The organism is Streptomyces sp. NPDC085481 (genome assembly GCF_044541845.1).
In the GTDB taxonomy this organism is placed as follows: domain Bacteria; phylum Actinomycetota; class Actinomycetes; order Streptomycetales; family Streptomycetaceae; genus Streptomyces.
In genome coordinates this window covers 191,850-210,631 of record NZ_JBITTJ010000012.1, presented here as the reverse complement: position 1 = coordinate 210,631, position 18,782 = coordinate 191,850, and the positions used below count along the sequence as shown (strand labels likewise).

Annotated in this window: 23 protein-coding genes and 2 pseudogenes; 13 read left to right on the top strand and 12 right to left on the bottom strand. The window is 69.6% G+C overall.

Annotated elements, in window-relative coordinates; translation table 11 throughout:
- Positions 1 to 95: 95 nt before the first annotated feature.
- A complete protein-coding gene (locus ACIGEZ_RS24675; RefSeq protein ID WP_399834555.1) occupies positions 96 to 464 on the bottom strand; it encodes an ArsR/SmtB family transcription factor in 369 nt (122 codons plus the stop codon).
- Between the two features lie 180 nt (positions 465 to 644).
- On the opposite strand from ACIGEZ_RS24675, the gene ACIGEZ_RS24670 reads away from it, so the two are divergent.
- The 4 genes from ACIGEZ_RS24670 to ACIGEZ_RS24655 all read left to right on the top strand — a co-directional run bounded on the left by ACIGEZ_RS24670 (position 645) and on the right by ACIGEZ_RS24655 (position 4,102).
- The gene (locus tag ACIGEZ_RS24670) at positions 645 to 1,646 is read left to right on the top strand and encodes a sporulation protein (RefSeq protein ID WP_399834553.1); all 1,002 of its coding nucleotides are present in this window, start codon (positions 645 to 647) and stop codon (positions 1,644 to 1,646) included.
- Positions 1,647 to 1,853: 207 nt separating this feature from the next.
- The gene (locus ACIGEZ_RS24665; RefSeq protein WP_399834551.1) at positions 1,854 to 2,378 is read left to right on the top strand and encodes a redoxin domain-containing protein; all 525 of its coding nucleotides are present in this window, start codon (positions 1,854 to 1,856) and stop codon (positions 2,376 to 2,378) included.
- Positions 2,379 to 2,521: 143 nt separating this feature from the next.
- Positions 2,522 to 2,977, top strand: a complete 456-nt coding sequence (locus tag ACIGEZ_RS24660) for a tellurite resistance TerB family protein (RefSeq protein WP_399834549.1) — start codon at positions 2,522 to 2,524, stop codon at positions 2,975 to 2,977.
- A 129-nt stretch (positions 2,978 to 3,106) separates the two neighbouring features.
- Positions 3,107 to 4,102: a hypothetical protein gene (locus ACIGEZ_RS24655; protein WP_399834547.1), complete on the top strand. Its 996-nt coding sequence runs from the start codon at positions 3,107 to 3,109 to the stop codon at positions 4,100 to 4,102.
- Positions 4,103 to 4,130: 28 nt separating this feature from the next.
- On the opposite strand, the gene ACIGEZ_RS24650 is transcribed toward ACIGEZ_RS24655, so the two are convergent.
- Positions 4,131 to 5,060 carry a M56 family metallopeptidase gene (locus tag ACIGEZ_RS24650; RefSeq protein ID WP_399834545.1) on the bottom strand — a complete coding sequence of 310 codons (930 nt, stop codon included), beginning with the start codon at positions 5,058 to 5,060 and terminating at the stop codon, positions 4,131 to 4,133.
- Positions 5,061 to 5,064: 4 nt separating this feature from the next.
- Positions 5,065 to 5,469 carry a BlaI/MecI/CopY family transcriptional regulator gene (locus tag ACIGEZ_RS24645; RefSeq protein WP_399834543.1) on the bottom strand — a complete coding sequence of 135 codons (405 nt, stop codon included), beginning with the start codon at positions 5,467 to 5,469 and terminating at the stop codon, positions 5,065 to 5,067.
- A 213-nt stretch (positions 5,470 to 5,682) separates the two neighbouring features.
- Between ACIGEZ_RS24645 and ACIGEZ_RS24640 the strand changes: the two genes are divergently transcribed.
- Positions 5,683 to 5,949, top strand: coding sequence for a twin-arginine translocase TatA/TatE family subunit (locus tag ACIGEZ_RS24640; RefSeq protein WP_399834541.1), 267 nt, complete (start codon positions 5,683 to 5,685; stop codon positions 5,947 to 5,949).
- A 73-nt stretch (positions 5,950 to 6,022) separates the two neighbouring features.
- On the opposite strand, the gene ACIGEZ_RS24635 is transcribed toward ACIGEZ_RS24640, so the two are convergent.
- Complete coding sequence (locus tag ACIGEZ_RS24635; RefSeq protein WP_399834540.1) at positions 6,023 to 7,537, bottom strand: serine hydrolase domain-containing protein; 1,515 nt, start codon at positions 7,535 to 7,537, stop codon at positions 6,023 to 6,025.
- Between the two features lie 80 nt (positions 7,538 to 7,617).
- On the opposite strand from ACIGEZ_RS24635, the gene ACIGEZ_RS24630 reads away from it, so the two are divergent.
- The 6 genes and pseudogenes from ACIGEZ_RS24630 to ACIGEZ_RS24605 all read left to right on the top strand — a co-directional run bounded on the left by ACIGEZ_RS24630 (position 7,618) and on the right by ACIGEZ_RS24605 (position 10,331).
- Positions 7,618 to 8,295, top strand: coding sequence for a TetR/AcrR family transcriptional regulator (locus tag ACIGEZ_RS24630; RefSeq protein ID WP_399834538.1), 678 nt, complete (start codon positions 7,618 to 7,620; stop codon positions 8,293 to 8,295).
- Between the two features lie 312 nt (positions 8,296 to 8,607).
- Positions 8,608 to 8,974 (top strand): annotated as a pseudogene (locus ACIGEZ_RS24625) (transporter); the annotation flags it as partial.
- Positions 8,975 to 9,104: 130 nt separating this feature from the next.
- The gene (locus tag ACIGEZ_RS24620; protein WP_399834536.1) at positions 9,105 to 9,290 is read left to right on the top strand and encodes a hypothetical protein; all 186 of its coding nucleotides are present in this window, start codon (positions 9,105 to 9,107) and stop codon (positions 9,288 to 9,290) included.
- 8 nt (positions 9,291 to 9,298) lie between these two features.
- Positions 9,299 to 9,628 carry a TfoX/Sxy family protein gene (locus tag ACIGEZ_RS24615; RefSeq protein WP_399834534.1) on the top strand — a complete coding sequence of 110 codons (330 nt, stop codon included), beginning with the start codon at positions 9,299 to 9,301 and terminating at the stop codon, positions 9,626 to 9,628.
- 98 nt (positions 9,629 to 9,726) lie between these two features.
- Entirely contained in the window at positions 9,727 to 10,119 is a 393-nt protein-coding gene (locus ACIGEZ_RS24610; RefSeq protein ID WP_392090145.1) for a carboxymuconolactone decarboxylase family protein, read from the top strand.
- Positions 10,120 to 10,121: 2 nt separating this feature from the next.
- Complete coding sequence (locus ACIGEZ_RS24605; protein WP_399834532.1) at positions 10,122 to 10,331, top strand: hypothetical protein; 210 nt, start codon at positions 10,122 to 10,124, stop codon at positions 10,329 to 10,331.
- Between the two features lie 76 nt (positions 10,332 to 10,407).
- On the opposite strand, the gene ACIGEZ_RS24600 is transcribed toward ACIGEZ_RS24605, so the two are convergent.
- Together ACIGEZ_RS24600 and ACIGEZ_RS24595 are read right to left on the bottom strand one after the other, a co-directional pair.
- Positions 10,408 to 10,560: a hypothetical protein gene (locus ACIGEZ_RS24600; RefSeq protein WP_399834530.1), complete on the bottom strand. Its 153-nt coding sequence runs from the start codon at positions 10,558 to 10,560 to the stop codon at positions 10,408 to 10,410.
- Between the two features lie 77 nt (positions 10,561 to 10,637).
- Positions 10,638 to 11,115: pseudogene (locus ACIGEZ_RS24595) on the bottom strand (GTP-binding protein); the annotation flags it as partial.
- A gap of 278 nt (positions 11,116 to 11,393) precedes the next feature.
- Here ACIGEZ_RS24595 and ACIGEZ_RS24590 point away from each other — a divergent pair.
- A complete protein-coding gene (locus tag ACIGEZ_RS24590; RefSeq protein WP_399834691.1) occupies positions 11,394 to 12,293 on the top strand; it encodes a DUF5655 domain-containing protein in 900 nt (299 codons plus the stop codon).
- A 190-nt stretch (positions 12,294 to 12,483) separates the two neighbouring features.
- Here ACIGEZ_RS24590 and ACIGEZ_RS24585 read toward each other — a convergent pair whose 3' ends face one another.
- From ACIGEZ_RS24585 to ACIGEZ_RS24560, 6 genes are all read right to left on the bottom strand, one after another.
- Positions 12,484 to 12,894, bottom strand: coding sequence for a pyridoxamine 5'-phosphate oxidase family protein (locus ACIGEZ_RS24585; RefSeq protein WP_399834528.1), 411 nt, complete (start codon positions 12,892 to 12,894; stop codon positions 12,484 to 12,486).
- A 1,017-nt stretch (positions 12,895 to 13,911) separates the two neighbouring features.
- Positions 13,912 to 14,976, bottom strand: coding sequence for a cobalamin-independent methionine synthase II family protein (locus tag ACIGEZ_RS24580; RefSeq protein WP_399834526.1), 1,065 nt, complete (start codon positions 14,974 to 14,976; stop codon positions 13,912 to 13,914).
- 247 nt (positions 14,977 to 15,223) lie between these two features.
- Positions 15,224 to 15,454 carry a hypothetical protein gene (locus ACIGEZ_RS24575; protein ID WP_399834524.1) on the bottom strand — a complete coding sequence of 77 codons (231 nt, stop codon included), beginning with the start codon at positions 15,452 to 15,454 and terminating at the stop codon, positions 15,224 to 15,226.
- Positions 15,451 to 16,377, bottom strand: coding sequence for a hypothetical protein (locus tag ACIGEZ_RS24570; protein WP_399834522.1), 927 nt, complete (start codon positions 16,375 to 16,377; stop codon positions 15,451 to 15,453). The genes ACIGEZ_RS24575 and ACIGEZ_RS24570 overlap by 4 nt, the downstream gene beginning before the upstream one ends.
- Before the next feature lie 41 nt (positions 16,378 to 16,418).
- On the bottom strand, positions 16,419 to 16,868 hold the full coding sequence (locus ACIGEZ_RS24565; protein ID WP_399834520.1) for a CBS domain-containing protein: 450 nt from the start codon (positions 16,866 to 16,868) through the stop codon (positions 16,419 to 16,421).
- A complete protein-coding gene (locus ACIGEZ_RS24560; RefSeq protein WP_399834518.1) occupies positions 16,855 to 18,102 on the bottom strand; it encodes a cation:proton antiporter in 1,248 nt (415 codons plus the stop codon). Before ACIGEZ_RS24560 ends, ACIGEZ_RS24565 begins: the two co-directional genes overlap by 14 nt.
- A gap of 274 nt (positions 18,103 to 18,376) precedes the next feature.
- On the opposite strand from ACIGEZ_RS24560, the gene ACIGEZ_RS24555 reads away from it, so the two are divergent.
- Positions 18,377 to 18,739, top strand: a complete 363-nt coding sequence (locus ACIGEZ_RS24555; protein WP_399834516.1) for an STAS domain-containing protein — start codon at positions 18,377 to 18,379, stop codon at positions 18,737 to 18,739.
- Positions 18,740 to 18,782: the final 43 nt, after the last annotated feature.

The window sequence follows — 18,782 nt, the reverse complement described above, 5'->3', positions numbered from 1 at the left end:
TGGTCGGAGAAGCACGCAGGCTTCTACACCACTGTAAAGGAAAGGCAAACAGTCATCGAGAGCCGAGGGCACGGCATCGCGCGAGGACTCCGCGTTCAAGGGGCGCCCCGATGAGCTTCGCCGGCCGCCACGATCCCCGCGTCGGTGCGCCGCGAGACCCGCTCGACCACGATCCTCATCGCGGCGACGCCGGCGGGGTCGTCGATGAAGTACACCCGCCGCCGCCCGTCCCTGTGGGCGGCGACGAGGCCGGACCTCGTGAGGGCGGACAGGTGCTGGCTGATCGTGGACAGCGCTCCGCCGACCTGTTCCGCGAGGTGCGCGACGTCGCTCTCGCCCTGCGACAGCACTTGGAGGATGCGCAGGCGCACGGGAGAGGCCAGCACTCCGAAGACCGCGGCCGCGTGCTCCAGGGTCTCGCCGGACGCGCCCCCGAGAACGCCCGCGCACTGCTCCCCCGCCATCTTGCCCGCACCCCTTTCAGCCGAAGGCGATGTCGCTGTCCGAATGTGCTCGCCCCTCTCGGCTTCGTCTGCCCCGGGACGGACACTCCGGCCCTATGCTTCTACACGCATGTAGATGGTCGAGGTTATACGGCCTCGAACTGCTGAACCACACAGGCTATTTGAAGGAGTGAACGCCCCATGGTGTTCAAGCGTCTGCTCGGCTCGCTCGGCGTAGGGGGCCCCTCGGTGGACACCGTGCTCGATCCCGGCGCGGTCACACCCGGCGGCATCCTGAGCGGTCAGGTTCACCTGCAAGGCGGCAGCGCCGACTTCACCATCGAGCACATCACGCTGGAGCTCGTGGCCCGGGTCGAGGCGGAGCACGAGGACGGGGAGTCGCACGGCGCGGTCGTCTTCCACCAGCACGTCGTCGGCGGCAACTTCCGCCTCGCGGAGGGTGAGCAGCGCAGCGTGCCCTTCTCCTTCGCGCTGCCGTGGGAGACGCCGATCACCGAGCTGTACGGCCAGGGCCTGGGCATCACCCTCGGCGTACGCACCGAGCTGGGCGTCGCCGGCGCCAAGGACAAGGGCGACCTCGACCCGCTCGCCGTGCGCCCGCTGCCTGCCCAGGAGGCGATCCTCGAAGCCCTCGGACAGCTCGGCTTCGGCTTCAAGTCCGCCGACCTCGAACTCGGCCACATCCGGGGCACCGGCCAGCAGCTCCCCTTCTACCAGGAGATCGAGCTCGCACCGTCGCCGCAGTACGCCCACCAGGTCAACGAGATCGAGGTGACCTTCCTCGCCGGCCCGGCGGGAATGGAGGTCGTCCTGGAGGCCGACAAGCGCGGCGGCTTCTTCTCCGAGGGTCACGATGCGCTGACCCGCTTCACGGTCAGCCACCACGGCGTCGAGCAGATCAACTGGAACGCCGAGGTCGAGGGCTGGATCCGGCAGCTCGTCGAGCACCGCGCCTCGTACGGCTCCCATGCCTCCCAGGGGCACGGCCATTACGGCCACGACGACCACCACCACGGCGACCACGGTCACCGCTCCGGGTCGGGCATGGGCGCCGTGGTCGCGGCCGGCGCGGCCGGACTCGCCGTCGGCGTCGTCGGTGGCATGGTGGCCGCCGAAGTCGTCGACGAGGTCGGCGATTTCTTCGAAGGCGACGAGGAAGACGGCGGGGACGACGAGGCGTAGCCCGCCCGGTGCGCCGACCGGCTGAACAGTCCGACTGAGGCCGTGTCACAGGCGCGTACCCACCTCTACAGAGACGTAGATTCACGGTGCCGGAGTCCGGGGACCGGTCGTGCACAGCACCGGTCCCCGGCTTCCCGCCCCCTGGGCACCGCCATCGGGCCAAGGGTGACGCGGCGGCGCGTGAGCCGCCCCTACCGGGAGCCCGCCATGCGACGTCGCCTCACCGCAGCCGCTCTGCTCGCCGCCCTCAGCCTGGCCCTGACCGCGTGCGGCACGAACGCGCCGGCCGAGCGGATCGTGCTGCCGGACGCCCTCCGGACCTCGACCACGACCGTGGACGGCAAGCCCTTCGACGCGGCGACCCTCGCCGGCAAGCCGGCCCTGCTGTGGTTCTACGCACCCTCGTGCGAGACCTGCGCGACCCACGCACTCCGCATCTCCGCATGGGCGGATGTACGCATGGGGCAGCTCCACGTCGTGGGAGTGGCCGACCCCGGACCGGACGGCGAACTGAGCCGCTTCATCTCCTCGACCGGGGCGACGAACTTCCCGCACCTCGCGGACAAGGGGCACGTCCTGCGCGACCGGTTCAAGGTCGATCAGGCCGACACCTACGTCCTGATCGACAAGAACGACAGCGTGGCGTTCCGCGGAAACGGCACCGAACTCAGCGCCCTGGGCCGGGAAATCGCCAAGCTCGCCCCCGCGGCAGGACCTGCCGCAGACGAGTAAGGCGCATCGGCGTCGCGTGCCGGGCAGACCCGGCTGAATCAACGACCTCCACCTGATAGCTTCTACAGCAATGTAGAAGTGAGGCCGTCCGGACATCACACTCACCCGGCCTGGGCGACCTCCCACACGTAACGGAGTTCTCGATGGCCCTGTGGGACCGCATCAAGGAGTCCGCATCGACGATGCAGACGCAGCTCATGGCGAAGAAGAAGGACCTGCAGAGCGGCGCGTTCCGTGACGCCAGCATGGCGATGTGCGCGCTCGTCGCTGCCGCCGACGGCAGCATCGATCCATCCGAGCGCCAGAAGGTCGCCCAGCTCATCATGAGCAACGAGGTACTGCAGAACTTCCCGGCGGAGGACCTGCAGCGCCGCTTCGAGGCCAACTGCGACAAGCTCACCGCCGACTTCGACTTCGGCAAGGTCAGCGTCCTCCAGGAGGTCGCCAAGGCGAAGAAGAAGCCCGCCGAGGCCCGCGCCGTCGTCCAGATCGGCATCATCATCGGCGGCGCCGACGGCGACTTCGACAAGGACGAGCAGGCGGTCGTACGGGAGGCGTGCTACACCCTCGACCTCCCGCCGCACGAGTTCGACCTGTAGTCCCCGTCCGGGGTGGGGCCCGTCCCGTCGTCACGGGCCTCACCCCGCCAGCCCCCCCGATTGACAATGCCTCGTCAGAGAGCCGCCCGGCTGCGATACTCGGCCGTCGTCGATCACCGGGGGGAGAGCGTGCTGGTCTGGTCCGTGCGGATAACGGGCGTGCTCGCGTACGCGGCGGCAGCCGTCCTTGCCGTGTGGACGGCGGGGCTGCCGACTGGTGCTCTACTGCCCGTGCCCGGCCTTGTGACATTGTCCTGGACCGTGGTCGGCCTGGTCTGGCTGCGAGTCGTCGCGCTGTGGATCTGGTGGTCCGACGACAACTACTACTGGATGCCGCACCACTGGACCGACGCGAGGAAGACGAACGCGCCAACGGTCTCCTTGGAGAAGGGTGTGACCCCCAGTCGGCGGGAGCGGCCCGGGGTGTTCCGGCGGCTGGCGTCGTACGAGTACGAGAGCGTGCCCTGGGTGTTTCTCCGGCAGGCCCTCGTCTGGCTGCTGGTCGTGGTCTCCGTCGTAGCGCTGGCCGGGCTCGGCCGCTCGCACACGTCGCAGTACGTCCGCTCGCTGGTCCAGGCGGGAGCGGGGTACTCGGCGGCCACCGTGGCAGAGGTCGCCGATGTCCGGCAGATGCGCAACGACGAGGACGAGGTAACGGGTTATCACGCCACTCTGTTCCTGACCCTGCCGGACGGCAGCCAGGTCCGCTCGCAAGGCGCCTACACCAAGGACAAGCCGAAGCCGGGCAGCCGGGTCGAGGTCCTCTGGGCGCCCGCCGCACCCGAGTTGGGCGGCGTGGTGGAGGACGGCGCGCAGCTGGACCGCTATCTGAACCGTGACTGGGGGCTCACGCTGTCCGGGTCGGCCATCGCACTGTTCCCCCTGCTTCTGGTGCTGGCCTGCATGCTTCCCACATCGGTCGCGGCGGAGGCCGACAGCCTCCAGGAGCAGGCGTGGTCCCCGATCGCCCAGACCGTGCACGCCGCCGTCGTCACGGGCGTGGTGCTGGCCGCCCTGCCCTACCTGTCGGGCACGTTCTCCAGTGGCGGCGTGCCGCTCGGGGTGGCCGGCATCGGCCTGCTTGCCCTCTACATCGTCATGCCGATCCGGGCGCTCGTCGCCTGACAGGGCAGCCTGAACGGCGCACGTCCCTCTACAGAGGGGTCGCGGCCTTCAGGATCAGCAACAATGTGACCGCCGAGTTCGCCGAGCAGAGCGCGGAGACCGTGGTGCCGGCCGCGGCGCCCCACGCGGCCAGGCCCGCGCTGGTGAAGATCGACGGCCAGACACGTGCAACGGGAGCAGGCCCCAGGAGGGCCGCCACGCGGCGCGGTACCGGGCCGGCCGCAGCGAATCCCGCGAGGGTCGCCACGGGTGCGCCACGGGAGACCAGCGCGGCCTTGCCGACGGCCCGGGCCACGACACGGCGGCTGCCGACTCGGGTGGCGGCCTCCTCGTCCGCCCAGCGCTCGGTGGTGTAAGTGACCGCCGTACGCAGGGGCCGCAGGAACGGGTTGGCCCGCGCCGCGAGCTGCACGGTCAGCAGGAACCTGTGGTGGCGGGCGTCCAGGTGGGCGCGCTCGTGGGCGAACAGCGCGCGGCGCTCGGGCCCGGTCAGCGTGGCGAGCATCGACGTCGTGACCACGACGCGGTCCTTCCGGCCAGGAAGGGCGTACGCGTAGGGCGACTCGTCGGAGAGCACCACGACGGAGGTGCCCGGCAGCCCCGCCAGCGCCCGGCCGGCTCGGCGGCGTACCCGGTGGTGCCGCCACGCGGCCCTGGCACAGGAGACGAGTACGGCGATCAGAGCAGGGATGGCGGCCTTGCCCGCGACCTCGTCGTACGGGACGGCCTCACGCACCTCGGGGTCGGACCAGCCGTCCGGCAGCGGGTTGCCCGGCAACTGCGCGGTGCCGACCACCATCAGCAGGGCGAGGCACAGGGTGCTGCATACGGCGAGCACGCCGGAGAAACCGGTGAGCAGCCGCGTGGCCGTCCGGGGATGCAGATGGTGTGCGGCAAGTCGCGCGACCGGCCATGCCGTCAAGGGCAGGACCAGCGGCAGGAAGACGAAGACCCCCATGCCGTCAGTCTTCCCCCTCCTCGGAGTCCTGAGCCAGCAGATCACGCAGCAGGCGCTCGTCGTGGGGCGAGAGCCCCGTCACGAAGCTGGCCAGGACCGCCTCCCGGTTCGCCTCGCCGTCGAGGACCTTCCGCATCCGCAGCGCCGCGAGGCCGGCCTCGTCGGCCACGGCCGTCCACTCGAACGAACGGCCCGCCCTCTCCCTGCTCACCGCGCCCTTGGCGTGCAGGCGCGTCAGGATGGTGATGACGGTCGTATAGGCGAGATCGCCGCCGAGGCGCTCCTGCACCCACCCCGCGGTGTGGGCACCGTCGGCCTGACGCAGGGCGGCCAGCACCTGCGCTTCGAGCTCGCCCTGCCCCCGCCGCCGGGGAGACTCGTCCTGGCCCACTCGCTTGTCCTTCGTCATTCCGCCGCCCTCCCGCCGACTCGTCCCGCCCCCGTGGGGCGGTTCATCGTACTGAGACGACACGGCTCGGCCTGCTGCTGTTGGTGTGGTGTGGGTGGCGTTGTCCTACGAAAGGTGTCGCGGCGGGCGGCCAGAACCCGCCCTTCCCGCACCTTCTACATCACTGTAGATTTGCAGCTCCGAGAGGGCCACCTCCTGAGAGAGCGGAAGACAGTGTTCGGAATCAGCGAGATAGCGATCATCCTGATCGTCGTCATCCTCCTCGTCGGCGCCAAGAAGCTGCCCGAACTCGCCCGCAACGCGGGCAAGGCCGCCCGCATCCTCAAGAGCGAGGCCAAGGCCATGAAGGCCGACGGCACCCCGGAGCAGCAGGCCACCTACCAGGCCGCCGACAGCCGCCCCCTGCAGAACCCGGCCGCGCAGAGCGATGGACGCCCCGACGCCTCGCCGGGCCCGGGCTCGGGGAACGTACGCTCCTGAGCCGACGATCCGCGCATCCGTAACGCGCCTGCCCTGCTCCTCCGCCCCGCACGCCGAGCCCCCACACGAGGCTTCACGGCGCGCCGGCCGCCGTATGACGCCGCATGCTGCCTCTCCCGATGTACGCGGTCGCGAGCCGCAGGGTGATGACGGCGGTCCCGGCGGCGGATGCCGCGCACAGGGTGATGAACGCGTCGGGTGTCCAGGTCCACAGCGCCCTGGGGCCTATGAGGGCAAGGGCCGCCGCCATGACGATCCAGGGCAGGGCGCCGGCCAGACACCACAGGACGGTGGGGACGATGCGGCGGTGCGCCGGCCGACGGCGGAGCAGGCGGAGTGAGTGGAAGGTCTCCGCGAGGAGGACGAGGGCCAGGGCGGTGAAGCTCCAGACCGTGGCGTGGTAGGTCGCGGCGGAGGGAGCGTCGGCGGGAGCGGCGCCTCCGGCGAGGATGCGGGCCGCGCCGAAGCCGACCTGCATGACGCTGCCGTCATGGAGAAGGCCGTGAAGGTTCTGCTGGACGACGAGAGCGAGGTTCTGCTCCGGCAGGAGGAAGAGCATGGCCGAGTAGCCGGGAGTGGCGCCGGTGTGCCAGATCGCGGTGTCGAGCGGGGCCTCCAAGCCGCCGACGCGCCAGCCGAGCCCGTATCCGGTGTCTTCGCCGGACGGGTGGATTCGGCCGGATTGCCGCATGAGGCGGACGGACTCGGGAGTGAGGACCGTCGTGCCGTTGCCAGCCTTCCCCGACCGAAGTTTGAGGGAGGCGAAGGCGGCGAGGTCGTTCAGGTTGCCGCCGGTGTAGCCGTAGGCGGCTCCGTCGTCGTCCACGCCGTCGGCGATCGCTGACGGCACGCCCCACAGGAGCTGGTGTCCGGGCGGAAGGTTCCGCTCACGGGCGGCCGCCCGGTCGGCGATCGCCCCGTCCATGCCGGCCGGGCGCAGGACACTGTCCCGGAGGTGATCGGCGAAGGACCGGCCCGTCACGGACTCGACCACGGCCGCCAGGACGAGGTAGTTGGCGCTGCTATAGGCGTACGTGGTACCGGGCGGACCGAGCGGGCGTACGCCGTTCAGCGCGGCGACCCGCCCGGTCGCGTCCGGACAGTCAGCGTCGACGCAGTCCGCGACCTCGAAGGTCGCCGACTCCGGGACGCCCGCCGTCTGCTGGAGAAGATGGCGGACGGTGACGCGTGCGGCGTGGCCGGTGCCGCCGAAGCGGAAGGCCGGCAGGTGGTCGACGACCCGGTCGTCGAGGCGGAGTCGCCCGTCCTGCACGAGCGTCATTACGGCGCTCGCGGCGATCGGCTTGGCGACCGAGCCCCAGAGGAACGGCGTGTCGCCTGTGACCCGTTCGCCGTGTCCGTCCGTACCCCAGGCACGTGAGTGGGCCGGCCCGTCGGGGCCGACCACGGCGTAGGCGAGCCCGGGCGTGCGGGTGGCTTCCATGCGTTCGCGCACGTAGGCGTCGATCGCCGCGAAGCGGTCCGCCGGGACAGGTGGGTTGGCCGCTGCAGACGCCTCATCTAAGGGGAGCAGGCCGAGCAGGAGGGCGGTCGCCGCTGCGGCGGCGCGTCGGAGCAGGCTGGGCATGGGGGCCTTGTCCTTCCGTGGGCACGGACAGATAACCGTATGGGGATACGGTTATAGCCGTACGCTGGTACGGTTATCAAGTGCCGCGAACCGCCGACCACGAACAACGCCGCCGTCAGATCGCCGACGCCGTCAGCCGGTTGATCTCCGAGCACGGGCTCGACGCCGTCACCGTCGCGCGCACGGCCGCCACCGCGGGCATGTCCGTGGGCCTGGTGCAGCACTACTTCCGCACCAAGGACGAGATGCTGCTCCACGCCTTCCGTGAGATCTCCGCCCGGATCCGCGCACGCGTCGAGGAGCGCGTCAGGGACGGCGTCCAGCACAAGCGACCCATCGCACGGGTCATGGCGGAGGTGATGACCGAGTACATCCCTCTGGACGAGGCCCGCCGCGCCGAGTACCGCGTGGCCCGCGCGTTCGCCGGCCGTGCCCTCGACGCCCCCGCCCTCGCCGAGGTCGACACCGAGACCGCCCGGAAGCTGCGCGAGGACATCGCCCGGGCCGTCCACAACGGCAAGGAGTGCGGCGAGGTCGACGAGCACCTGGATCCGCTGCCCGCCGCCGTGCGCCTCGCCGCCGTGATGGAGGGGCTCGCGCTCCAGGTCTACCGCGAGCCGGAGGGGGGCGCGGGGGTGCCCGTGGCGCTGTTCGTGGGCCCCCTGCTCGACGCCGAACTCGCCACCGTCTTCACCGGCGAGTGCCGCCAGTACACGGGACAGGCGGCGCAGCGCGTCCACAGAGGGCGCCCCGCCTGACCACCCACCAGGTCGCCGCCAGGCGGCCTGCCCGGCACTCGACAGGCTCCTCCTCAGGGAATGCCTCCTACATGGACGGCGGTGCATCTGCAACTCCGAGAACCAACAGTCCATCGCATGTGGGTCCGGTGTCAGCAGCCGAACTGGCGCCAGCAGTCGTCGACCTGGGTGGCATCGGATCCAGAGGTGGCTGGAAGATATATGGAAATAGCCCTGCGTTCGAGAGGGTTACCGCTCGAAGATCCCGAGCGCGGAGGTTGCTGGACCTGAAACTGTTCGACACGACGAACGGCGCGACCGAGGTCACGCCGTGGCTGGCCGAGGAAGGGCTCGCCAGCCATCGTCGAGTACAAGCGGGCAACCGACCCGGCGTGATCTACCAGGGCCCGTTCCACCTGAGCTGGCCCATGGACCACCGGGCCGAGTTCGAGCATCTGGTCCGCGACCGGCTCGGGGCGAGGGCCGGGGCCCAGGTGCTCTGGAGCGGGCCCGGCTGATCTGCGTCGTCGGCGACTTCACCCGCTACGACCCGGCCGAGGTCGATCTCGTCCCTGACTTCACCAGGAACGTGAAGGGCCTCGGCCATCACGGAACGGGCGACTTGGAGGTACGGCTGCGCACCCAACGGGACCTGGGGCGCGCCCTGGACCTGTTCCGCGCCAGCCATACGGCAGCGTGAAACGCACGAGGCGGAGAGTGCGCACAGGGCATCCGCACGGCGCAGGTGACGCGTGAGGCCGGCGCGGGCGGCTTCGGCCCGCCTCGGCTGCTGGACATGGTGTCGGTCGCGGGCCCCGATGCCGATATGTGTGACGTACATGTTCGCCCCGACCCCGGATGAATGCGGCACGCTCGCCAATATCCGTGTACGGGGCGACACGTCCGGTCTCTACGGGCTCGCTGCTCTCGTCATCGGACGCAAGGTGCGCTCCTCGTTGGCCAAGGACCTGCGGGACCTGGTGCGGTGGCTGAGCCCGCCACAGAACGGAGCGTGAGGACGGCCATGGCGTTCGACGAGGGACTGGCGGAACGGATCCGGGCCCGGCTGGGTACGGGCCCGAGCGTCTCGGAGAAGCGGATGTCCGGCGGCCTGGCCTTCCTGTACGCCGGCAACATGGTCGTGGGCGTGATCGGCGACGAGCTAATGGTCCGGGTCGGCCCCGACGCCAACGGCGAGGCTCTCGCGCGGCCCGGCACGAGGCCCTTCGACTTCACAGGGCGCCCGATGCGCGGCTGGGCCGTCGTCGATGCCTCCGCCCTGACCGAGGACGACGCCCTGGCCGAATGGGTGGACCAAGGCCACGTGTTCGCTGCCGGCCTGCCGCCCAAGTGATGTGACGCGGCGGTGCCCGCTGGAGTCGCGGGGGCCGTCGGTGCGGCCTAGCGTGGAACGTGGGGGCCGGTTCCGCTCGGCTGAGAGGAGTGGTCGCCATGGCGGGACGTAGCCGGGGCGACGTGGAGGCGGAGATCAAGGAGACCCTGGGACTCGTTCCCCATTTCTTCTCCCGGATCCCCGATGATCTGCTGGACCACGAGTGGGAGATCTTCAAGAAGATCGAGCTCGGCGAGACGCTGATCCCGAACAAGTACAAGGAGCTGATCGGGATCGCGCTGCACTCGGAGACGAAGTGCCGCTACTGCACTCTGTTCCACACCGAGGCGGCGAAGCTGTTCGGGGCCACCGACGAGGAGATCCAGGAGGCCGTCCACTACGCGAAGAACAGCCTCGGCTGGAGCGCGTACCTCAACGGAATCCGTGAGGACTACGACGACTTCGAGCAGGAGCTCGGCCAGATCAAGGAATACCTGTCGTCGAAGGGCTGAACATGCACCTGGAGTGGACCCGGCCCGGCGTGCTGCAAGTGACCGCGCACGCCTTCGAGTTCGCGGCGCTGGTCGCCGCCGCCCGCTACGTGGCCGAGTCCGCTCCGCCAGACATCCCGGAAGAGTCGCTCGAGCAGCTCCGCCATGTACTGAGCGATTACGACACCCAGGCGCGCCATCTGCGCGACGCGCCTCCGGCGGGCACTTCCTGAACATTCGCGTGTATCTGTCAGCGGACGCAGGCGGGAGCGTGCTTCGATCATGCGTTGCCCGGCCCCGATTCCGCGATCAGCAGTGCGTATCCCAGGGTCTCGTCCGCCACCGCTGCCGGGCCGCTCCCAGAAGGGCTGGAGCGGCGTCGAGATCGACGCCGGCGGTGGTGAAGCGGGCACGGGCTGTGATCCGCAGCAGGTTCAGAAGTGCCTCGATCTGGTCGATCATCCGCAGCGTCGCGTCGTCGTGCCGGACGGTGCCGTGGCTGCGACCACCGTCCGGCCCGGAGTGCGTGGGCCTGGGTTTCAGGCCGCCTGCTCGTGTTCGCAGGCGTCCTCGATGCCGTACGTCTCCCAGGCGGGGAAGTCGTCGCCGGTGGGGACGGTCTCGCCCGGAGCCAACAGGCAGGCCGCCAGGGCCGCCTGGAGGGCGTCGGCGCGCAGGCCGGTGCCGATGAAGACCAGTTCTGGCCCTGCGCGGTCTCCGGGCCGCGGGCGCCGGACGGTTCGAACCGGGCGACGGCGCCGGCCTGGGACCACAGTCCCGTCACCCGGGGCCGGCTGGCGAGCCAGAAAAACCCCTTGGAACGCAGGACCCGGCCGAACGTACCGCTGTCCAGACCCTTGGTGACGAAGGTCCACAGCCGTTCGGGGTGGAAGGGCAGTTCGGAGTGGAACACCAGAGAGGAGATGCCGTACTCCTCGGTCTCCGGCACGTGGTCGCCGTTGAGCTCCTTCACCCAGCCCGGGCCTGCTGGGCCTTCTCGACGTCGAACAGGCCGGTGTCCACGCTTGGAGCGGGCCATTCGGTAGATGGGCATGCTGATCGGGGCGAATGAGCCGCACCGGTCGAAGGCGGGCCGGGGGGCGGACCACGTTCATCGGGAGGAGCCGCTCGACCTCCCTATGCCTCAGCTGGCGACCTGGGTGTACAACCCTGATCGAGGCGTGGCAGCCGATGGTCGAACAGGCGTGGCTTGTGTGTGTTGGCCCCGCGGCCGGCCAGACCTGCCCCCTGGAAATAAGTCCGATGCCTTCGTGGTTGACGTCCGCCCACGCTGGATGCGCGGAAGGGCGGTGCCGGAACTGAGGCTGTACAACACGAATGGCGGCGTGACCGAGGTCATGCCGCGGCTTGCCGGGGCAGAGGCTGACGTACAGCGCCTCGTCGAGGCGAACATGGAGGCGCTGCTCGGGGTCCGGTTCCTGGCGTCCGAGTACAGCACGGGGCCAATCCACGCGGGCCGGATCGACTCTCTGGGCATCGACGAGAACGGCGCACCCGTCGTCGTCGAGTACAAGCGCGGCACAGATCCCGGCGTGATCCACCAGGGCCTGTTCTACCTGAGCTGGCTCTTGGACCACCGGGCCGAGTTCGCGCACCTGGTCCGCGACCGGCTCGGGGCGACGGCCGCGGCCCAGGTGCTCTGGAACGGGCCCCGGCTGATCTGCGTCGCCGGCGACTTCACCCGCTACGACATTCACGCCATACGCGAGCACCGACGCAGCATCGACCTGGTCCGCTACCGCTTCTTCGGCAGGGACCTCATCGGCCTTGAGGCCGTGGCGACGGCCACAGGGCGGACGCCCAAGGGCGGGCGGGAGCAGCCCACCGGGCCGGCACAGCCGATGCGCGCAGGGCGCGAAGGGATCGCGGAGCTGGCGGCAGCGGCAGACGAGGTCCTGCTCGGCCTCGGCGACGGGATCACCCGGGTGCAGCGCAAGAAATACTGCGCCTACCAGCGGCTGCGGAACTTCGCGACAATCTGCCCGCCCCAGCGGACCAAGGTCCTGGTCTACCTCTCGCTCGACCCGGCCGAGGTCGACCTCGTCCCCGACTTCACCAGGAACGTGAAGGGCATCGGCCACCACGGAACGGGCGACCTAGAGGTACAACTGCGCACCGAGCGGGACCTGGAGCGCGCCCAGCGCCTGTTCCGCGCCAGCTACGCAGCAGCGTGAAACGCCAACGGACTTCGAATGCGCCAACGGCGTTGGAAGTCGCTCGCGCTTCACGGGATTCTCTGTCGTACGGGTGCCTTTCGACGGGCGGGCAGGAAGTGGCGGTGGAGAAGCCATCATCCAGAAAGTCCCCGGTTACGCTAACCGGGGACTTTCGGCTACCTTTCGCCGCGGAAGCGACCGGGAAAGGTCACCAACCGGAGGGCTTCGCGGTCCCCATCGCCCGAGTGACGGTGATCTCGATGACGACCCGGTTCGGGTTGACCCGCGGAGGCTTGTAGCGCTCGGTGTACCGACGTTCGGCCTCGGCGACGGATTCAGGGTCGTCCTTCACGACCGCCGTGCCCTCCAAGGTGCACCAGCGCCGCCCGTCGACTTGCCCCACCGCGGCCAGAGCCCCGGGGCCGGCCGCGCGGATGTTGCGCACCTTCATACTGCCGCCGTCGCTGATCACCCGGGCGATCCCGGTCTCCGGGTCATATGTGACGCCGACCGGCACAAGGTGAGGAGTGCCGTCTGGGCGCTGGGTGGTCAGCAAGCACACCCGGCGCTCCTGCCAGAAGGCGTCACCCTCGGCGAGCGGCAGGGGGTCGGTACTCAACGGTCGTCTCCTCGATCCAAAACGTACGATGCGGCATGTCCGGTGCGGCAGGACCTCCTGCGGTTCGACAGTACGTGACGAGCTGCCTGGCCCGGCGTCCAGGGACGCCCAGTGATCGGGCTCACGAACGCCGAGCGGCTTGATGCGGCGGATGCCGACTCGTGGATGTCTATTTCAGCTATCCACCTTGGAGGCCAGCGGTGCTCGACAGGATGGGGTGCCATGCCTGACAACCCAAGGGTGAAGCCCGATGACAAGAGCGCGCACGACCGTGACTTGGGATGAGCTGTGTCAGCCCCGCCAGCCTCCGCTGCTCCTTGGTCCGCGTATCGGTGTGGTCGTCGTCCCGCGTCGGCATACCGGTCTCCCGTCTCTGCCTCGTCACCCGGAACGCTCCGTGCTGCCCTGCGCCACGAGAGGCGGATTCGCACTGGATTTCGCCGAGTTGGCGGTGGCCCAGGTGTGATCGGATGCCCACCACCTGTACATGTTCGGCAGCGCGGCCACGCCCCCTTCTTCGGCGTCGCCCGCGTCATCGAGGAGGCGGAGGCCGACGGCTGGGACGTTGCCTCGGGCTCGCCCCGACGACGGCCCGCTGGCTCACCGAATCCCTCGACGGCCTCACCGGCCGCCCGGTCCGCTGGGACTACTGCCGCCCCGGTCAACCGGACACGTCTGGCCGAAGTCGGACGTCATCGTCGTCGCGCCGGCCACCTTCAACACAATCAACCAGAGGCCCTCGGGATCACGGACAAATGGCTCGTCAGCATGGTCGCCGAGGGCATCGGCAAGGGCATCCCCTTGGCGATTCTCCTGTGTCGCTGAAGTTTGATCGTGTGCTACCCAACTTTTGTCACGGCGCTGCGGGCACCGTGCCGAGGGCTCCTCTCGGGTGATGGCTGAGGCCGGGCACCGGGTGAGACCGAAGGCTCATGGCCGGTGTCCGGCTCACGTCATGCACCGTCGCTGGAACGGCATTCTCTCCCCACTGATGCTCGCGGGTGGTTCCGATCTTGATTACAGGCCGAGGGCCTGGGAGGCGAGTGCAGTGCCTCGCACGTGGGCTTCGATCTTGGCGAAGGCGAGGTCGCGTGAGGTGGAGGTGTCGTCGGCGTATGGGGAGAAGCCGGCGTCGTCGCAGGTGCCGAGCTGGTCGACGGGGATGTACCGGGAGGCGAGAAGGACACGGTCCCGTACCTCTTCGGGGGTCTCCACGGTCGTGCTGATGGGGTCGATCACCCCGATGAACACCCGGGCCCCTGGACGCAGCTGGTCGGAGATGATCTTCAGAACGCGCTCGGGGTCCGGCTCGCTGGCCAACTGGAGGTAGAAGTTTCCGACCTTGAGCTGGAACAGCCTGGGCAGCAGGCCCGCGTAGTCGATGTCCAGGCTGTGAGTGGAGTCGTGGTCGGCTCCGGGGCAGGTGTGCACCCCGAGACGGGCTTGCTCTGCCGCGGTGAAGCGGCTGAGGACCTTGTTGTTGAGGGCAATGAGGTCGTTGAGCACCCCACCGGACGGGTCCAGCTTGAGCGACAGCCGGGCCTCGGTGAAGTCGAGCTGCACGCAGTGCGCGCCGGCTTCCAGGCAGCCGCGGATCTCGGCCTCGGCCTCGTTGGCGAGGTCGTTCAGGAACGCCTCACGGGAGTAGCCGGCGATGGGGCGGTCGACCGGGTAGAGCAGGCTGAGGGCGGAGGGGGCCACGACAGCCTGCTTGACGGGGCGGTCGGTGAGCTTCTTGGCGGCGCGCAGGTAGGTATCGGCCCGCACCTGGTAGCGGAACGGTCCTGCTGTCAGCCGTGGCAGCTGCCGAGTGTGGCCGTCGGCGTAGGGGATGACCACGCCGTCCCGGGCGAGGCTCAACCCTGGGAGGGGGTAAGTGATGGAGGAGGGCTTGGCCTGGTCTCCGTCGACGACGACGTCACTGCCCAGCTCCTCCAGCCGGGCCAGGGTGTCGGTCGTGGCCTGCTGCTGTAGCTTCGCCAGTTCCGTGTCGCTCAGTCGGCCTTCGGCGTGCTCCGCCAGGGCCTCTTGCAGGGCTCGTGGCCGGGGGATGCTGCCGATGGGCTCAGTGGGGATGCTCATGATCCGCACCGTAGAGGCGGTAGAACGGAACCCGGCCAGGCACGGAACCGGCCGGGGAACCGACTCTCCCGACCTTGGCGTGCCGGACGGAGGGAATCACCGCAGGCAGACCGCTGGTGAGCCGAGGCGTAAGAGCTTCTCGCTGGCCCCGACCTGGTACATACGGCTCCGCGGAAGTTCACCGGATCGGGTAAGCGAGCTCGGGGTGCCGCCCCCTCGAGCGATCGCTCAAACATCGATGACACACCTACTGATCACGGCGTGCGAAGGGCCAAGGGGCCTGAGACGCGGGCGGGCTCCACGTGGGAGACGCGGGTGGTGCGAACGGGCCCGCCCGGTTCTCCATAAGGATGATCATGACGATGGCGAAGACGCTGCTTGCGACGATCAGGGCCAGGCCGATCGGGTTGTTCGGGTTGTAGACGTAGCGGCTGGTGCCCCACTTGCTCTTCTTGAAGACGGGTTCGTCGTCGTTCATCGCAACGGGCTCCTTGTTGTGAGGGGGAGTGCGTGGGCACCCCGGTGACGGCCGGACTTCCATTGCAGGTACCAGCGGACGAGCGGGACCATGGCGCACCAGGCCAACACCTCGGCGGCTGGCCCGAGGTCGAGCAGGTCGACGAGAAGGAGGGCCGGCAGTGCGCATAGCGCGGAACCGAAGGCCCATTTCGCCCTGACCACGAGAACGGCGGGCAGACCATCCCTGGCCCACGTGCCGGCGCGGGTGAGCGCGGTGCCTCCGGTGTGGAGGAGGAAGGCACCCGCGGAGATCAGGGCAAGGACGACGGTGGTGATGAACACCGCCCCGCCTTCGGGTGTGTCCGCTGTCCCCTGGACGGTTCCGTCGTGGGCCACAGCGACGGTGTAGTCGCGCCACAGGGTGACGTTGACCTCGTCACCTGGGTTGAGATGCTTCAGGAGCGGTCCTTCTCTGCCCATGTCGATCTCCTCGGGCAGCCCGGCGCCCTCCTGCAGGCGGAGGGTGAACTCCTCATACTTCGCCTCCTCCCTGATGACGACACCGGCGACGCGCGCGGAACGGCTGTGGATGCAGTTCTCCGTCGGCTTGGGGGCGGAATTCGGGCAGGTCGTCGCCTGGCGATACAGGTGCTCGTCCTCCAGCGTCTCCGATATGGCGGCCAGGCCGGACGCCACGACCAGGAGGACGGCGAGGCCCAGAAGGGCAGCGAGGGCTCCCCATGTCCTGTGCCAGAGTGCCCGGCGCCGCAGACTCACGACGTGGTCGCCCGGCGCTCGGCAAACCAGCCGAAGGCGCAGCTGAGGGTGGCGCTCCAGAACGGGGGGGGCTCCGAAGTCCTTGCTCTCGGTGACGGTGCCGACCGTGCCCTGGAGGAGCCCTGGAAGGACGAGGGTGGTGGCGGCGCGGCGCTTGGTGTTCATGGTCCCCCCGGGGCGGTCGTCTCGTACGGCTGTCGGGCTGGTCAGAGGTAGTGCTGGAGCAGGGTGGCCGCGTCGACGGTGCCGAACAGGTGTGGCTTGTCGTCGTCGTAGTCGACGACCAGGACGACGGTGCTTCCGGTCCGGGCCATGAGTGAGGCCATCTGGATCGGCGATGCGTCAGGGCTGACGACGGCGGGACTGGTCAGACGTGTGGGCAGCACGTCGCCGAGCCGGAGCGAGGCTGCCCTCGCCCGTACGTCGTCATCGAGCGAATCGCCCACGACGGCGGCGAGGAGGGGGTCCTTCCGTACGGCCTCGGGCAGGGCCGCGGCCAGTACCCGTGCCGCGGGCACCGCGGTGAGGGGGCGTCCGTCCTCGCTTACGACGACGAGTACCGGGGCGCGTTCGCGGACCAGGAGCTGGGCCGCTTCACGCAGTGTGACATCCAGGCGGACCGGGGTGCAGGGCCAGGTCAGATCACGTGCGCGCATGGGGAAGTGCCTTGGCCTTCGGGGTGTCGTCGGAGTGTGCCTGGGCCGCGGCCCCGGTGTCGACGAGGTCGTCGACGTGGAAGAGGCGGGCGATGGGGACGTCGGTGCTGCTGTGGGCGATGATCGAGAAGGCGATGCAGACGGCGATGAGGGTGTACGCCTCGTGGCCCTGGGGGATGCCGGCCTGGAGGACGAGGAGGCCGTAGACGACGGAGGCGAAGCCCTTCGGGCCGAACCAGGCGGCGACCAGCTTCTCGCGGCGGTCGATGCGGGTTCCCCACAGGGACAGCAGGAGCGATCCGGGCCGGATGAGCACGATGGCGAGGACCACGGCCACGTAGCCGCCGAGGGAGAGGTCGCCGAAGAGCTGCGGGGTGAGGAGCGCGCCGAACACGAGCAGGGCTGCGAACTTGGCGAGTTCGGCCAGCGACTCTCCCAGCGGCTCGAACGAGTGCTTCGACTCCGGGGAGTTCGCGGCGAGGACCGCGCCGGCGGAGAAGGCGGCGAGGTAGGGGTTGGCGTGGGTGAGGTGGCAGGCGGCGTAGAGGATGATCCCGGTGGCCAGTGGAAGGAGCGGCTGGAGCTTGGGCTCGGCGCCCATGAGTCGGAAGCGTACGAGGCCGTTGACGAGCAGGGGTAGCAGGACGCCGAGGGCGAGGCCGAGGCCCAGTTCCAGGGCGATCGTCGCGAAGGATGCCTCCGTGCCGGCCGCGGTGGGCCCGGCGGCGGCGATGAGGATGAGGACCACGGGCAGGGCGAGGCCGTCGTTGATGCCGCTCTCGACGTTGAGGAGTTCGCGCAGGCGGGCCGGGACTTCCTTGCGGCCCACGATGGCGGAGGCGAACACCGGGTCGGTCGGCGCGAGGACGGCGCCGACGAGGAACGAGGTCGTCCAGTCCAGGCCGACGAGGTAGTGCGTGATCAGCGCCATCCCGACGCACGCGAGCGGCATGCCCATGCCGAGGGCGCGGGCGGGGTTGCGCCAGTTGGCCCGCAGCTTGGCGAAGGACACGTGCATGCCGTCGGTGAACAGCACGGCGAACAGGGCGAGGTCGGCGGTGACCGCCACGATCTCGCTCTCGGGTGTGATGTGGATCAGTCCGAGGAAGCCGTCGCTGACCAGCGCACCGCCCACGAGGAAGAGCAGCGAGGTCGACAGAACGGTGCGGGCGGCGAGCCCGGACAGCAGGACCGCGACAAGCAGCGCGGCTCCGAAGACGGCGACGAGCACCATGGCGGATATCCCCCGATCGGCAGAAAAGACACGTGTCCCTTGTTCGCCGACCAGGCTTCCCGGCACTCCGCCACGGACCTTACACGTTCCATACGCGGCATTGACAGGTTCTTGACGCGCAACCAGACCCCGCGCATGTTGCCGGAACCCGGCAGCCCTGACGTGGCCGCTGGCCCGTGGTCGAGGGGCGGGTGCACGCTCCGGCGCGTATCGTCCGCAGCAGGTGCGCCGGGAAGGCTGGTCGGCAACTGCCGACGCCTGCCCTGGAGCGCTCATGCCACCGATGTCACCGGCCGAACGGCTCCGACGCGGCTCGCGCGCACTGCTGCGTCGGTTCCACCCTCGTCGAGCACTCCTCGTCATCCACCTCAAGGGCGACCTCGGTGCCGACACGGCCGAGGACACCAGTCGTGTCCTGCGCGCGGCTCTGCGTGAAGAGCCGAAGGTCCTTGAGGTGGACGTGTCCCGTGTTGCGCATCTCAGTGCGGACGGCGCACTGCCCTTGTTCCTCGCAGCCAGGGGAGCGCGTGGCCAGGGGACCCGGTTCAGGGTTACGCACGCCCAGGGGCAGGTGCGGGTGGTGATGCGCAGGCTGGGCCTGGAGCGCTGGCTGTCGGATGAGGACTCGGCCGGATAGCCGTGGGCGGGTGGGCATCGAGGCGCCGCGTCCGCGTCGGGGG